The organism is Bradyrhizobium sp. SUTN9-2 (assembly GCF_003122645.1).
GTDB lineage: Bacteria > Pseudomonadota > Alphaproteobacteria > Rhizobiales > Xanthobacteraceae > Bradyrhizobium > Bradyrhizobium yuanmingense.
This window is the reverse complement of sequence record NZ_LAXE01000001.1, coordinates 2,706,451-2,721,856: the sequence shown is the minus strand read 5'-3', so window position 1 is coordinate 2,721,856 and position 15,406 is coordinate 2,706,451. Positions and strand designations below refer to the sequence as shown.

Below are 15,406 nucleotides of genomic sequence, written 5' to 3'. Positions count from 1 at the left end.
CTCTCTACCACTGCGTATTACATGGTGGACAACGAGGGCATCCGTCGCATCGGGCGACGGTGTTGCGTCGGATCGGACCGACGGCAGCACGCGCACGCCGCCGCCTCCCGCGCATTAAGGCCGGCGCACGTTAGCCTCCTCCCGCAGCGTCGCTGCGGTAGCGGCTGGTCGAGGTCTGGTAGTACTGCGCGCGGATGGCCGCCATGGCCTCGATCAACGGTGCCCAGGGCGCAGGAAAGCGTTCTTTCGCTATCACCCGCTCCAGCATGCGCGTATGCCCGGCCAGCTCGTCGTTGAGGAACTCCACCACAGGCATAGTCGGATAGCGCTGCAGCAGCAGGATCGCCGCGTTGTCGGCCTCGCCGGCCGAGCTGTCCATGTCGCGTCCATGCAGATCGTTCTGCAGGCGCCCTATCGCGGAGATGAGCCGCAGGACCTGGCGAAACGCCGGACGCGCGCGCAAGGTCGCCATGTCCAGTCCCCACAGCAACGACAGGCAACAGAACACGTTCGCGTAGGCGATCGAATCGATGCCGTTGTGCAGGTACTCGGCGTAGGACCAGCGTCCCACCCCTGCCGCCTGCGCGTGTCCGGCGCGCAGCGCCGCGCAGTAGCACCGAGTATCTTCGAGAAGCTGAACGTAGTCGCGACGATCGTAGGCGAGCGCGGCCAGCGAAGCGCGCAGCACAGCGCAGCCCTCGAATCCGGGGAGCGCGCACGGCTCGCCCTGCCCCAGCGCCTGTTCCACCGCGGCGAGCTGCTCCGGCGCGATCAGGCCAAGGTCGTTGCAATCATCGAGCCAGAACAGCAGCGCCAGTTCGCGATAGAACGCCACGGTCAGCGTTTCGTCCTGCGGATCGCGGCCGGTGCGGGCGCTGATGTCATGCAGGCTCGGGTGGATGCGCTGCAGGATGTACTGGCCACCCCTGACCGCTTCCACGGCGTGCTCGTCGGCGAACCCGGTCAGGGAACGCCCCCACTCCAGCACCTGCTGCAGCGCGCGTTCGGTCTGAATCATGCGCCGTTCCTGTTCCCTCGGCCAGGACGCGCCGCTCCCAACCAAGCGCCAGCCACAACCCGGCGAGTTCGGCGACGCGCACGACCCGGGTGGGGCAATACAGTTCCTTGCCGATCCACAGCGGAGTCTGCGGCAATGCATGCGCCGCATGGCGGGCGAGCATCCACGCCAGCGCACGCGCCACCGCCTGCGCAATGCGCCGCCGCCCTGTCGGCTCTTCGCTCCCGTCCATCACGTGCAGCGCGAACAGCGCATAGGCAGTCTCCTCGAATGTGGACGCGCGACCGGCGCCCCAGCCGCCGTCGTCGCGCTGCGCCTGCAGCAGCGCCGCCAGCGCGCGCTCGTCGCGCCACCGGGGCTTGCCTTGCGCCAGCGCTGCGACCGCATGCGCGGTGGGATACAGCCACGAAACGTGCCATTTTTCGTTGTCCCAGAGACCGTGCGGGTTGCGATTGGCCTCGACGTAGGCGCTGGTGCCGGCGGCAGGCTTTCCCAATAGTCGCAACGCATGCAGGGCATGGATGTTGGTCGACACCGAGGCATTGCGCTCGCCGGGGAAGGTGACGAACAGCTCGCCGATTTCGAAATCGCGCAACGCATCGACCGTCCGGTCGCGGCCTGCAAGGCGCAGGACGCACAACGCAACGGCGGTGTCGTCCGCATCTGCCGCGAAGTGCACGGCCGGGCCCAGACCGCGCACGCCCAGGCGGGCGTCGAGCTGCGCGACGATCACGCGAACCGCCCCCGCGAGCGCGGGATGCGCGAACAGACCGGCCAGATGCAAGGTGTACAGCGACCAGCATGGCTCGAACACATTGACCGGCCAGACGTTGGGAACGACACCTTCGATGCCGCTGCGCGTCGCTCTCGATGCCGCCTGCAGATACGCGTCGGCGCGCCCGACCTGCGGCGTGCTCGCCTCTGTCACGGCGTGCGCACGCCACGCGGCGGTGGCCGCCGGACTGATGCCGATGCTGCCGTGATCATCTGGCCATGCGGTGGTCGGCGACGTCCCCCAGGCTTCCCAGGAGTGCAGCAACGGATGGCCGCACGGCAACGTCGCCACGGTCCTCAGCTTGACCCGCGCTTGCCGCAACGGCAACAGCGCCGGGTGGCGCGGAAACGCCCCGGCGCCCGGCAAGGATGCGGCCTCGTCGCAAAACCGCGGCAGGATCAGCTCCGCGCCGATCGGCGAGTCGTCCGGCACCGCATGCGCATAGGGATCGGGCTGGCGCTGGAGGAACCGCGTTGCAGCCTGGACAGCGTCGGCAGCGCCAGGAAGAGAATCGACACGCTGCAATGCCAGCAACGCCGCCCATGTCGGCGCATGACGGAACAGCGGGAAGTCCGCGCTTCCCCATCCGCCATCGGCCTGTTGCTGCGCGATGAGCCACGCGTATGCGTCCTGCCGACCGGTGACGTTGCCGTGGAACTGCAGAGCTCGCGCCGTGTCGTAGACGGATGGACCGACGCTGCCGCCATCGCGCATCTCGCTCAGCAGTTGGCGCAATTCGGAAAGGATCTGTTCAGCCAGCGCGTTCACACGGGATGTTCCTTCTGCAGACGGTTGACGGAAACCAGGCTCGGGCAGACGCCGCGCACGTTGCCGCAGGCCCGTTGCGGCCGTGCTGGGCAACCGCTGCGATCGGCGCCGCGGACTCGGGTACAGCACAGCATGCACCGCTGCCTCCGGCCGATCGCAGCGGCACAGGGCGACGCCATGCGGACGGGCGCGCTCATGCGCATGGCGCGTGCTCGAACAGATGCGCGTTGGCCCGCTGCAGGATCTGCGCCAACCGTTCCCCACGCGGCCCCAACGGGGCGACGGCCTCCCCCGCGTCGCGCAACAGATCCGGCACGAACTGGCGCGCTGCCTGCAGCCCCATGATCGACGCGCAGGTCGGCTTCCGCGCCGCCGCGTCCTTGCCGGGGGTCTTACCCAGCGTCGCGGTATCCGCTGTCGCGTCGAGAATGTCGTCGATCACCTGCAATGCCAGGCCGAAACAGGCGCTGTAGCGATCGAGCGCACAGTACAGCGCAGCGTGCGCGGCATCCTCCGCGATGGCGCATAGCGCGCCCATGCGAACGGATGCGCGCACTAGCGCTCCGCACTTCATCCGGTGCATCACCAGGATCCTGTCCAGCTCGACGTGCTTTCCAACCAATGACAAATCCATGGCCTGCCCGCCTGCGGCACCCTCGGCGGACACCGCCTGCGCCAGTTCGCGTACCAGCGCGATGCGGTTGTCGCCCGGCGCATCCAGGCTCGCCAGGGTCAGGAAGGCGTGCGCCTGCAGCGCATCCCCGACCAGGATCGCGGTGGCTTCGCCGAACTTGACGTGCACGGTCGGAAGGCCGCGGCGAAGCACGTCGTCGTCCATCGCGGGCAGATCGTCGTGGACCAACGTACAGGCGTGCATCATCTCGATGGCGGCACCGACATCATCGAGCATGTGCGCCGGCGTGTCGGCCAGTGCGCCGGCAGCCAAACAGAGCAAGGCGCGGGTGCGCTTGCCGCCATGCAAGGTGGCGTAGCGCATCGCCGCCATCAGCTTGGTCTCACCGTCGTCTTCGGCGCAGAGAAGACGCGCCAGCGCCTGTTCGACCCGCTTTGCGCCGTCCTGCATCCAGATCTCCGGCAGCAGCCTGCCGGATGCGCCGCGCGCCTGCGCGCCCAATCCGCCGTTCGCGGGAACGCCAGCTCGGTCGTCGTGTGACGTGGAACCGGTCTGCATGTTGTTCATGTCCTTGTACCTGCCTGGAGACGGCCACGGCGAGCGGCGAGCGGCCGCGGTGTTGCCGGCCTCGCACCGAGCGTGCGCCGAGTGCAGCAATGCCGCGCGTCGCCGGCGCCGCTGCCTTCACGAAGCGGGGCATGCGATGCCAGCTCATGAGAATCCGATCCGGATAGTCATGGACGGATGTGCGGTCGGGTAATAGCGCCGGCCTTTTTCGACGCCGCTCAGCAACCGCGGCCGCACCCCGGCCTCGTGCATGGTCAGCGCCAAGGCGATACAGAACTGCACCAGTTCCAGCCATGCCAGGTGGTAGCCCATGCAGACATGTGGGCCGGTACCGAACTGCAGCATGTCCACCGGCCGGATCGGCTCGGTGCGTTGCAGCCACCGCGCCAGCCGAAACTGATCAGGCGCCTCGTGCAGCAGCGCCGAGGTCGAGAAATGCAGCAGCGGGATGCACAGATCGGTGCCCGCGGGAATGCGCCGTTGGCCGAGTCGCAATTCACGCAGTGCGCGACGCACTAGGATTGGCGTCGCCGGATGCACGCGCAGCGTCTCGCGGAACAGCGCCTCGGCGACCGGACAATGCGCCAGGTCCGCGTGCCGGGTCGGCACCGCGCCTACGCGTTGCGCCTCCTCAACCAGGGCGTCCCACAACCCAGGCTGCCGCGCCAGCTCGATCACCATCCAGGCCATCGTCGAGGCGGTGGTGTCGTGACCACCAAGCAGCAGCAAGCGGATATTGGCGACGAGGACGTCATCTGAAAGCGCATCATCGCTACAATCGAAGGCACTCACCATGTCGTTGATCAACCCGGTGCGCGAGGCATGTTCGCGCGCGTCGCGGACAAACTGGCGCAACCGCGCATCGATCCAGTCGCGGGCGGCACGGCCGCGCCGCAAGGGCAGTCCGGGCAGGTCGACCGGGGGCGCGACGATCAACTGCAGCAATTGCCGGTACTTGCGATGCCATCCCGGCAGGTCCTGCGCGGGGATTCCCATCAGACTGAAGATGAGCTTGAGCATCAGATCGCCGGTTTCGCGCAGGATGGTGACGTCGCCCCGGTCGCGCCACCTCTGCACGCGCGCCCGGATGACGGGCGCTAACAGCTCGCCGATGCCGGCCTCCGTCAGCCCCTTGGGCAGAAGCGCCGCCTGGATCGCATCGCGCGCCTGCCGGTGCGCGCTGCCGTCCTGGGCGACCAACGTTCCGCCAAACAATTCGGGCGCGATGTCTTCGATCAGCGCCGAGGACACGTCCTTGTGCCGCAGCAGTGCGAGAGCATCCGGATCCATGCAGGTCATCAGGTGGCCGGCAGGGCCAAAATCCAGCCAGAACTGGCTACCGAGCGTCCGTTCCGCGCGCCGCAGCAGGCGAGGCAGGTCTCTGGCGATGGCGGGAAGATGCCCGACCAGCGGGAAAGCGCCGGGCACGACCGGGATGTCGTGCCGCAGCCGATGCCGACGGTTCAGCGGGTTGAGCAGCATGTCCATCAGCAGCGCGGTGCCGCGTTCGCTTCGGCGGTGTCGCCGGCAGGCCGCGCGGCGGGGCTGTTGCCACCGTCAGCGTACGTCGGCACATGCGCCAGCATGCCGCCGTCGATGCACACGACCTGGCCGGTGATGAACGCAGCATCGTCGGAGAGCAGGAACGCCACCAGCCCGGCCACGTCCTCGGGGCGGCCGACGCGCGGCAGGAGCTGGTGGCGGCGCAGATGCCGTTGCATGCACGCGTCCAGCTTGGCGAGGAGTCGCTCGGTCATGATGAGACCCGGGGCAACCGCATTGCAGCGGATCTGCGCATGACCGTACTGGGTGGCGAGTGAGGCCGACAGCATGTTCATCGCCGCCTTCGACGCGGCGTAGGATGTCAGCGCGGTGTCACCGCTGAGCCCCTGGCACGACGACATGTTGACGATCGCGCCACCGCCGCGGGCGATCATCCGGGGGATGGCCTGCCGGCAGCAGAGCAGCGTGCCACGCAGATTGGTCGCCATGGTCTGATCCCAGACTGCTAGGTCCAGCTCGAGGATCGCACGGTCGCGCGGGGTCAGATGCATCGCGCTCGCGTTGTTCACCAGCAGGTCGACCCCACCGAAGTGCCGCTCCGCTGTCTCGAACAACGCCGCCACCGCCTGCGCATCGGCGATGTCGATCGCCAGGGCGAGCGCGTGGCCCGCTTCGGCCGCGATCTGCGCGGTGCAGGCGATGGCCGCCGAGCCATCAATGTCGGCCACCACCACTCTGCCGCGCTCGCGCGCGATGGCGAGGGCGCATGCCTTGCCGATGCCGGCGCCGGCGCCGGTCACCACGGCCACTTTGCCTTCAAACCGTCCCATCGTGTCATCCTAGATTGTGCTGGTCTTTCGCGGCATGCCGCTCGGCCTCCGCTGGAGAAGGCGCAGGGTCGGCGCTGCCGCGCTTGCCATCGCCAGCGTCGCCTTCGATGACCCGAATGGCGGCGACCGGGCACTGGCTGGCCGCGAGGCGCACGGCGGCGTGCAGCGCCTGCGGGACCGTCGCCACGCACAATTCGGCGACGCCGTCCGGTTCGCGTTGGCGAAAGGTGCCCGGCAGCGTCAGCACGCATTGCCCGCTGGTTCCGCACAGATCCTGGTCGACCATAACGCGCATCTCAGCTCCCCTCCGCCTGCAGCCGCACCGGCAGCGCGCGGAACGTCCGAAGGAACGCCGAGGGCTCCCGGGTCGGCTGCTCGGCCAATGCCAGCGTGGGGAAGCGCGCCTGGATCTGCGGCAGGCTCTCGGCCAACTGCACCCGGGCCAGTTGCGCCCCGAGACAGAAGTGAATGCCGTGGCCGAAGCTCAGCATGATCTTCCCGTCGGTCGACATGCCTGGGCTGGTGCCGTAGAACCGCGCGGGATCGAAGCGATCGGGATCGGCGAAGGCGTCCGGGTCGCGATTGCCGGACGCGATCAGCACGCGCACGTCCGCATTCTTCGGGATCACCACGCCGCCCAGTTCGATGTCGCGCTGGGCGATACGCGGGATGGAGCTGAACATGGCGGGCGCGTCGCAGCGCAGGACTTCTTCGACGAATGCCTTCACCCCCGCGGCGTCTGCCTGCAGCCAGTGCCGCTGTTGGGGATACGCCAGCATCGCCAGGACGGCATGGTCGATGCTCGCAGCAGTAGTGGTGAAGCCGCCCAGCAGCATGCCCCAAAGCATGCTGATCAACTCCGCATCCGACAGCCTGTCGGCATCATCGTCATGGGCGCCGACCAGCATCGACACGATGTCGTGGCGGGGATTGGTGCGCTTGCACTGGATGAGGTCGCCGAAGTAGGCCTGCACTCTGGCGCTGGCCGCGTCCGCCGTCGCGAGCTGGGAATCGCTGGCGTGCGGGCTCAGGCCTTCCAGAATGGCGCCGATGTCGGGGGCGAGCCTGAACATGGCGTCCTGGGGCATGCCGAACAGTTCGGCGAAGACCAGCATGGGCAAGGCCAGCGCGAATTCCCGATGCAGGTCCACCGCCTCCCCGCGCTCCAGCGCGGGCGCCATGCCGTCCAGGCGTGCTGCGACGATGCGCGCGATGCTCGGCCGCAGGTTGTCGATCTGGCGCATGGTGAAATCGCGCGAGATCAGCCGCCGCAGACGCGTATGCGTCGGTGGGTCTTTCATCGCCAGCGTGGACGCCAGCAGATTGAGCGACAGGCTTCTCGCCGCACGGGGGAAATAGCGCGCCGGTTCGCCCGTCGCCGGTCCCCGAAACGCATCGCCCGTGGCCTTGAACGCCCAGGAGATGTCCGCGTGGCGGCTCAACAAAAAGAGGCCCGACGCCGCGCGATGCACCGGATCGTGCTCGCGCAACCACCGCATGAACGGGTATGGGTCGTGAATCCATGCCGGCGACGCCAGTTCGGCGAAGGCGTCCCGGCATGCTGTTTCTTGCACGTCCATCCTGGTTACCTGTTGGCTGGCTGATCTGACCGGTGCGCGGCAGGCAAGCCGGCAGCTGCGAGACGATCACGATCCCCCAGCGGCCTCCGCACATCACCAGAGCACCGGGAACTCCTCGAACCCGCCAGTGATGATCTCCTTACGCAACTTCAGTTCTTCGGGCGCTACGGCCAAGCGCAGCTCGGGAAAGCGCTGGAAAATCGAACCGAACACCGCCTTGAGTTCCAGCCTGGCCAGCGCGCCGCCGATGCAGGAGTGCGGCCCGTAGGAGAACGCCAGGTGCGGCTTTTCCTGGCGTCCGATGTCGAAGATTTCCGGGTCGACGAAATGGCGCGTATCGAACGATGTCGCCGGCAGGCCGACCAGCACCTTGCTTTCCGGGGGAATATGCACGCCCGCGATGGTCACGTCGGTCCTTGGATAGCGCATGATGCCGTCCCAGCCCGCGCCCGGCGGGTACATACGCAGGATTTCCTCCACCGCCTTGTCGACCAGCGATGGTTCGCGGACCAGGCGTTCGCGCTGTTGCGGATGGCGGAACATGGCCAGCAGGCCGAATTCGATCTGCGCGACGGTGCTCTCGTGGCCCGCCACCAGCATGCCGGCTGCCAGGCCGATCGCCTCTTCCTCAGTCGCCTTGCCCTGGTCAACCGCCGCGAGCAGATCCGTTAGCAGGTTGTCGCCCTGATCCTGGCGCTTGTCCTGCATCTTGCCGCGAATGTAGGCGCGCAGTTGTTCCCAAGCCAGGAGCGACGCGCTGCGCGGGCCGCTTTCATGCTGGTGCGTCATCACCTCGTCGGACAGCCCGGCGACAAAGGGGTGATCCTCGTAGGGCACGCCCATCAGCGCCATGATGACCATGGCCGGAAGCGGAAAGGAGAGGTGGCGCCGCAGGTCGGCAGGCTGCGGCTGGGCTGCCAGCGCCTCGAACAACTGCGCGGCGATCACCTCGACCTGCCGCGCGAGCAGCTTCACCCTGCGCTCGCTGAAGACCGGCGCCACGATCGCGCGTAATTGTGCATGCTCGCGCCCCTCGTGCGAGACCAGCCACCCTGGCGAACCGAGAATCACCGAATCCGGGGTGAATCCCGCCGGCGGCATTCCCGCGGGCCGGAACGCCGCGTCGGACAGCACCGCCTTAGCCTCGTCATAGCCGGTCACCCACCAGCCTTCGTGCCCGGACGGGAAGCGCACGCGCTGGATCGGACCGTCGGCGCGCAGCGCCAACATCTCGGGCGAGGGCTCGATGTGGTCGACGCGCCACATCGGCAGTGTAGGCAAGGGTTGCTCGGACATGTAGGCACTTCACCCGTTTAGCGATAGAAGAGCGGAAGGTAACCGGCAGCGGCTGCGGGGCAACCGAGCACCAGTCATTGCCACAGCAAACCGTCGGAACGGACCGGACGGGAACAGCGCCGCGCGCCGTGTCCATCCCGAAGACCATCGCACTGCGATTGATGATGATGCCGTGAACGGAGCAAGTCGCGTGCCGAACTGAATTGCAGGCTCAGCAGGCACTTCGTAGCGGCGCGCATTGTCAGGTTTCTGGCATTTAGTCTCAATACCGACATCCGACACAGCAAGTGCCCGACAAAGGCCTGCTCTCGCCGAGCTCGGAGACAAGCCGCCAAATCACCGCCTTGTCCAGCCACATCAGCGGCGTGTGTACGTGACAGTCCATCAATATGCCATGATTGAGCGCACCGTTCAGCGCGCGGATGGTCACGTCCCGGCAATCGGGGGCGCAGGAATGATCTTTCTCGCGCATACAGCCAACGATATGAGAAATCCGGCGCGGATAGGCGAGCGCCGCGGCAAAGGTCAAAAAGATCAGATTGCGGCCTGGCACGAACGTGTTGGGCATCCCGTCCGCGCCTATCTCGATCGCCACCTCGCGGGTCAGTGCGGTCTTCGATATCGCAGCCAGTGTGGAGATCTCAAGCGTATGGTCGTCGCCGAGCTTGCTCGCCCAGTCTACGCGCAGCTTCTTCAGTCCGTTCAGCAACCGATCGCAGCAAGTCAGCTCGATCGCTTGGCGTTGGCCGTAGGCAAAGCCGACGGTCTCAACCCGGGCAAAGCCCGACAGCGCTCAAGCGAGGCAGGTGACGGAATTCCTGTCCGCCATAAAATAGAACCAGCGTGGTTTCGGATGGGAAATTGGTCATTGAGAGGATTCGCTTAGAATGTGAAGAGTTAGGCGCGCTTGGCAATGGCGAACAACGGCAAAGAAGCCTGCGATGAATGCCGCTTTCCCTATTGAGTTCAGTCTTAGAGGACGCAATTCATGATCGTCAAGGTGAAAGCCGCAGAACGCTTAACGCGCTCTGGGTTGCTTACCGCACGCCGAGATACTTGTGCGTCTGAATGCTGACACGCCGGTCGCACGCAGTCGCCTCCTGACTGCAAGCTTCGTCGCCTTTCGGCTTTGCTCAAGGGCTGCAGTCATATCTCATCGGCATGAACTCGCGAGGGATGTTGAGGGCCAGGAGCTTCTCGATATCGGCAGGCTTGCCCGCGCAATGTTTGATCTCGTTGCCACGCCGCAGCGCTTCGTCCCAAACACCGAGCCCGCTGGGCATGCCAACTTTCGGGCTGATGGTCACCCACGCGCAGGGTTGCACCTGAATGGCGCCCGATGTCTCCAACTGCACCTAGAAGCCATTGGAGGCTGGCGCGCAGTCCGGTAGTTCGCGCCGATTGCGCCCGAGAACGTGGCGATCCTCGTGTCCTGCACAAAGACCGGCGAGCGAATTCAACGGAAACCGGATCTCGGCCTCGTGGCTACGACGGATCAAAACCTCCGCGACCGCACTCGAGCAATACGCCCGCCAAGTCGAGTCGGCCGTACTTGTGATCCGCCGCTATTCGGTCGATCGCTCACGACATTCGCCACGTATGTGCCTCACTGCGGTCGAGCCGCGGCGCTTGCACTGCCCTGAATGTCATCTCAAACGACGATGACGGCGTGCGTTCCGGCTGCGTGATCACGCCAACCTCACGCGACGTGACGTTATCAGCCCATCGGGCAAGCCTTGCCCGGCTGGTCCGGGCGCGGTCAGTCGCCGGCCTCTGCATGGACAAATCCGTCCACAGCATGGCGTCTCAGATAATGTAGCAGCCCGGCGGGCGATCACCGTGCGAAGCACGCAATTTTCTGTGGCCTGATACAAGCGCGTTTCATGTCTGAAACCCGCCTCCAACTGTCTTCGAAAGCCACATTGCGCCAAAGGACGCGAGCGTGCCCCCTTTTACAGTGCTGGCCTGAATCCTGCACCGCCTCTCCGCGTCATGGGCGGCGGCAGCAAGATGGGAGTCGTGTTTGGGCCTCGATCTGTCAATCGACAATGTGGTTGCCGCACCGGAGGTCGACTGTCTGCACCGCGCTGGGGGAACGGAAGACGCTCCTGCTTGCCACGGCCTCGCGCGGCTGACGGCTGCTTGCTCACCTGAAGAGAGGCGTCAATACATGGTCGATGAGTTGGATCTGCGAACCTTCACGCCACATCCGCAACGCGACGCCGTGCTCGGCGAAGTGCACGCACGCCCTTTCACGCGCCTTGTTTCGCCATTCAGCGTGATCCACTTGGCTTTTCTTGCGCAGGGTGAGGCGGCCACAAGCGATCGGTGCCGTTTTATCGATTTTTGCCTCGAGCGCAATCTTCCGCCACCTGAGCAATCGGCGAAACTTCATCAGATTGTCATCGGGTCCGCTACGCTACGCTGGGAGCAGCATTCGGAATTCACAACATTCACCTGGATCTGGAGTAACACAAATGGTTCTGCCGCAGACCGCTTTGACAAAGTTGATGGTACCGTCCGATCGCTGATCCACGCGTTGCGTCAGACCGGACAGTTGCTGGTCGCGATCAGGCTAGAAGTGGAGCAGGACGCCTCGCCGACCAGGCGCGCCGAACAGGTTTTTGACAAGAACAGCCTAGCCATGGTTGCAACAAAGAGCGGCGCAGGCGTTGCCGCCTCAGACTTCCGCGTAGACGAAAAAGGCTTTACGAAAATCCTCGTCTGCGACCGCGGATTGACGCCGCACGACGTCGGAGCGCTGGTGCAACGGCTCCTGGAGATCGAGACCTACCGTCCACTGGCGTTGCTTGGCCTGTCGGCGGCCCTTGAGCTTGCACCTTCCGTTGATCGCATCGACCGCCGTCTTGTTGAGGCGCTCGAAAAAATGCAAAGCGGTGAGGGGCTGCAGTTCAACAACCATCTGCTTGCCGAGCTGACGGCGCTGGCCGCCTCCTTCGAAAAAGGCGCGACCGGCAGCCTGTTTCGCTTCGGCGCCAGCAGGGCCTACAACGAGCTGGTCCAATCGCGACTGTCCATCATTGAAGGCAACGATGTCTCGGGTTATCCAACCTGGTCGTCGTTTCTGGCGCGCCGCATGGCGCCCGCAATGCGAACCTGCGCGACCGTAGAGGATCGTCAGGCGGCTCTGTCGGTCAAGCTCGCGCGTGCCGCCGATCTGTTGCGAACCCGTGTCGACGTCGAAATCGAGCGACAACATCGCGACCTGTTGCAGGCTATCAACGAGCGCGCGAGACAGCAACTTCGGCTGCAGTGCACGGTCGAAGGATTGTCGGTCGGGGCGATAGGATATTATGTGGTCAGTTTGTTTAGCTATCTTGCCAAGGGCGCGCATGATGTCGGACTGCGAGTAGAGCCCTCGTTCCTGACCGCAGCCTTCGTGCCGATCGCAATCGGCGTGATCTGGCTGGTGAGTTACAATGTCCGAAAGCGACACCTCAAGCACGACGACGCGCCCTCAGTTGCTTGCGACTGAAGCTCATTGAGGCAATCAGTGCGTTCATCCTGCGAAGCTCGCATGGTCGTGTTGCGACGCTGCCGCAAGATCGCGGCCGGCTCCTGCGCAAGGTAATGCCCCGCGCGGACCAACCGGGCGAGGCATTTTTGGATCGGGTCTGTCGCCGTTGCGACTGCTGGGGCGGGAGCAGATCAGGCTGAAGCCCTCACCTTCCTCCTCGGCCGAAGAGGTTGGCGAAGATCGGAGCAGTGAAGCTCGGATCGTCGAGCTTGAGACCCAGATAATTGCGGCCCTCGTTGGAGTGTTTGGTCCAGGCGGCCTCGATCTCCACACGGCCGACATACATCCGGTGGCTGGGGGCGTTGTCGCCCGAGCGGCTGGTCTCGGGGACGATGCGGACGTTCCTGGCCTGCAGCGAGAAGGTGATGATTTCGCCGTTGAACTCGTTGCTGCCGGTCTTCTTGAAGGTGCCGATGGTCGCCATGGTAGTTCTCCTCGATCTCTGTTTTCCGAGCCCGCACATTGCGGCCTCGATGGTGATCGACAGGCCGGAGGCGATCGACGGCGCACCCCGAAGGGGCTGGACAGCAACTCTCGACGAAGCCATTCTGCATCGGCTTTCCCGGTGCGATGAAGTGCCAATCGATGGCTGCGTCCTTGCACCAGGCGAGCATGGCGCTGCAGGTGAACTCGGTGCCATGGTCTGACGCGATCATTCCTGGCTTGCCGAGGCGCTGGACGATTGCCGTCAGTTCGCGGGCCACGCGCCGCCCCGAGATCGACGTCTCCGGGATGGCGCCCAGGCATTCTTTGGTGACGTCGTCGACGATGGTGAGGATGCGGAAGCGTCGGCCATTGGCGAACTGGTCGTGGACGAAGTCCAGCGACCAGCGCGCGTTCGGCCTCGCCTCGACCAGGATCGGGGCACGGGTCCCCACGGCCTGGCGGCGAGCCCGCCGCTTGCGGACGGTGAGCCCTTCCTCGCGATAAAGCCGGTAGATCCGGTTGATCTCCGTTGGCTCGCCCTCCCGCCGCAGCAGGACGAACAAACGGCGATAGCCGAAACGCCGCCGCTCGTTGGCGAGATCGCGCAATCGGCCACGCAGAACTGCGTTCGGCGGGCGGCTGGAGCGATAGCGGATCATCTTCCGATCCGCCTCCACGATCGAGCAGGCCCGCCGTTCCGACAGGCTCATGACAGCCTGCAGATGCGCGACCGCAGCGCGCTTGGCGGCAGGCCCTACAATTTTTTGAAAAGAGCTCGCGAAGTGCGGCCGCATCGAGCATCTGCTCGGCCAGAAGCTTCTTCAGCTTCGCGTTCTCCTCTTCCAAGGCCCTCAGCCGCTTCGCTTCGGACACGTCCAGGCCGCCGAATTTGGCCTTCCATTTGTAGATGCTGGCGTCGCTCACGCCGTGCTTGCGGCATAGATCGGTGACCGACACCCCGGCCTCGTGCTCCTTCAAAATCCCGATAATCTGCTTCTGTATTCGGTCTGCTTCTGTCAATCCCTTAAGAGCGCGTGCCGCGGGTACCTTGCTTCTGTTCGTGGTCGGCAAAGCCGCCACACGATGGGATTCGGTTGAATGGTCGGTTCAAGCTCTTCGGCGTAGTCACCCGACCTGGAGGGCGGACGCCACGACAGATCATACGAACTCGACCATCCCTACGCCCCGCGACGGGCGTCTCTTGGGATGACGATGGCGTCCTTACGCCACCGCCGTCCATCGGAATTCGGTTCCATCAACCCACATTCGGTGAAGGACGACAGCCATCTTTCTGGCCAGCGCGACCTTCGCACTCTTGCTTCCTTGCCGGTGGGCAACACGCACCGCCCAGGCCTTCATCGGAGACCATCGGGTTGATGGCCTGAGAACGACGTTGGCAGCTTCGAACAGGGCTGTGCGCGTCTCTCCATCTCCGACTTTTGTGATCCGTCCCACCCGATCAACCTCGCCAGATTGGTATCGCCGGGGCGTTAACCCGAGATAGGCGCCGACAGATTGAGAATGCAGGAATCGCCTAGGATCGTCCACAGTGGGGCGGAAGGTCAACGCAGAGACCGGGCCGATCCCCGGCATCGTCATCAAGAGCCGACAAGCCGGGTCACTGCGCACCGCCTTCAGAACCAGACGATGCAGTCGGGCGTACTCCCGCATCAGCGCTTCGCGTCCGGCAAGCAGCGGATTCATGATCGCCTCCAGCAAGGCGTCACCGCCGACCAACTCACGAACTCGCGTCGCGAACAGAGTGCGCGAGACGATTCCGACTTTGAGACCGAACGGACGCAGAAGTCCGCGGATGATTTGCTCTGTGGCAGCGATGTAGCGGATGATATGCTTGCGAGCCGCGGCCAGCGTCCGCGCCCTTTGGCTGCCGATGCTCTTGACGTGAACAGGCTTGAACCATCCCGTTCTCACCACCTGCGCAATCCCACGGGCGTCATTCCGATCGGTCTTCACCGGCATGGCCGAAAGTGCCGCCTTAACCTGGCGGGCTTCCAAACTGACGGCCGGCAGCCCCAGTTCGATTAGATTGGCGGCCAGCCATTCTGACGTCGGTCCTGCCTCAAGGCCCACCCGTTCAACTTGACCAGCCCATGGTTCGAGGTACCGCACAATCGATGGCGCGTCCGCCAACGTCGTTCCCTCCCGGATAAGCTTTCCGGTCTCGTCCACCGCACATACCGCAACGGAATTCAGCGAAACATCGAGGCCGACGTAGATCATGACGTTTCTCCTTCGGATAGAGTTGGTCCATGATCGTCAGTCAAAACGTGCTGCGCAGCAAATAGGTCAGGCGATCGGGACCGAATACCCCATCTCTTCCGTGAACCTTGCTCGCTTCATTTGTCCGTCTTTCTTCTGATCTGAGGCCGGCAAACTAGACCATTTTTGGCTAGAGTTTTTCGCATCGATTCCCCGGCTGGGAGGAGCGAACAACGATGAAGGCCTCAAAA

The 15,406-nt window shown here is 64.9% G+C and carries 9 protein-coding genes and 4 pseudogenes; 1 reads left to right on the top strand and 12 read right to left on the bottom strand.

Translation table 11 applies throughout. The features are described from left to right. Positions 1 to 130: 130 nt before the first annotated feature. The 9 genes and pseudogenes from XF30_RS12350 to XF30_RS12310 form a co-directional block, all read right to left on the bottom strand. Positions 131 to 1,018 carry a terpene synthase family protein gene (locus XF30_RS12350; RefSeq protein WP_109142863.1) on the bottom strand — a complete coding sequence of 296 codons (888 nt, stop codon included), beginning with the start codon at positions 1,016 to 1,018 and terminating at the stop codon, positions 131 to 133. Position 1,019: 1 nt separating this feature from the next. After that, a pseudogene (locus XF30_RS12345) lies at positions 1,020 to 2,561 on the bottom strand (hypothetical protein); the annotation flags it as partial. Between the two features lie 193 nt (positions 2,562 to 2,754). Further along, positions 2,755 to 3,753: a polyprenyl synthetase family protein gene (locus tag XF30_RS12340; protein ID WP_109145685.1), complete on the bottom strand. Its 999-nt coding sequence runs from the start codon at positions 3,751 to 3,753 to the stop codon at positions 2,755 to 2,757. 153 nt (positions 3,754 to 3,906) lie between these two features. Continuing rightward, positions 3,907 to 5,250 (bottom strand): cytochrome P450, encoded by a 1,344-nt coding sequence (locus tag XF30_RS12335; protein ID WP_109142862.1) that lies wholly within the window; start codon positions 5,248 to 5,250, stop codon positions 3,907 to 3,909. Then, the gene (locus XF30_RS12330; protein ID WP_109142861.1) at positions 5,250 to 6,095 is read right to left on the bottom strand and encodes an SDR family oxidoreductase; all 846 of its coding nucleotides are present in this window, start codon (positions 6,093 to 6,095) and stop codon (positions 5,250 to 5,252) included. The genes XF30_RS12335 and XF30_RS12330 overlap by 1 nt, the downstream gene beginning before the upstream one ends. A 4-nt stretch (positions 6,096 to 6,099) precedes the next feature. Then, complete coding sequence (locus XF30_RS12325; protein ID WP_109142860.1) at positions 6,100 to 6,390, bottom strand: ferredoxin; 291 nt, start codon at positions 6,388 to 6,390, stop codon at positions 6,100 to 6,102. Between the two features lies 1 nt (position 6,391). After that, positions 6,392 to 7,675: a cytochrome P450 gene (locus tag XF30_RS12320; RefSeq protein WP_109142859.1), complete on the bottom strand. Its 1,284-nt coding sequence runs from the start codon at positions 7,673 to 7,675 to the stop codon at positions 6,392 to 6,394. 93 nt (positions 7,676 to 7,768) lie between these two features. Next, a complete protein-coding gene (locus tag XF30_RS12315) occupies positions 7,769 to 8,971 on the bottom strand; it encodes a cytochrome P450 (RefSeq protein WP_109142858.1) in 1,203 nt (400 codons plus the stop codon). Positions 8,972 to 9,239: 268 nt separating this feature from the next. Further along, positions 9,240 to 9,840, bottom strand: a pseudogene (locus XF30_RS12310) (7-cyano-7-deazaguanine synthase); the annotation flags it as partial. A 1,301-nt stretch (positions 9,841 to 11,141) separates the two neighbouring features. Here XF30_RS12310 and XF30_RS12300 point away from each other — a divergent pair. Next, the gene (locus XF30_RS12300) at positions 11,142 to 12,467 is read left to right on the top strand and encodes a DUF3422 family protein (protein WP_109142856.1); all 1,326 of its coding nucleotides are present in this window, start codon (positions 11,142 to 11,144) and stop codon (positions 12,465 to 12,467) included. A 141-nt stretch (positions 12,468 to 12,608) separates the two neighbouring features. Here the strand turns inward: XF30_RS12300 and XF30_RS12295 are convergent. The 3 genes and pseudogenes from XF30_RS12295 to XF30_RS12285 all read right to left on the bottom strand — a co-directional run. Beyond that, positions 12,609 to 12,933 (bottom strand): annotated as a pseudogene (locus XF30_RS12295) (DUF736 domain-containing protein); the annotation flags it as partial. A gap of 106 nt (positions 12,934 to 13,039) precedes the next feature. Continuing rightward, positions 13,040 to 13,955, bottom strand: a pseudogene (locus tag XF30_RS12290) (IS3 family transposase); the annotation flags it as partial. Between the two features lie 201 nt (positions 13,956 to 14,156). After that, complete coding sequence (locus XF30_RS12285) at positions 14,157 to 15,176, bottom strand: IS110 family RNA-guided transposase (RefSeq protein ID WP_109142855.1); 1,020 nt, start codon at positions 15,174 to 15,176, stop codon at positions 14,157 to 14,159. Between the last annotated feature and the right edge of the window lie 230 nt (positions 15,177 to 15,406).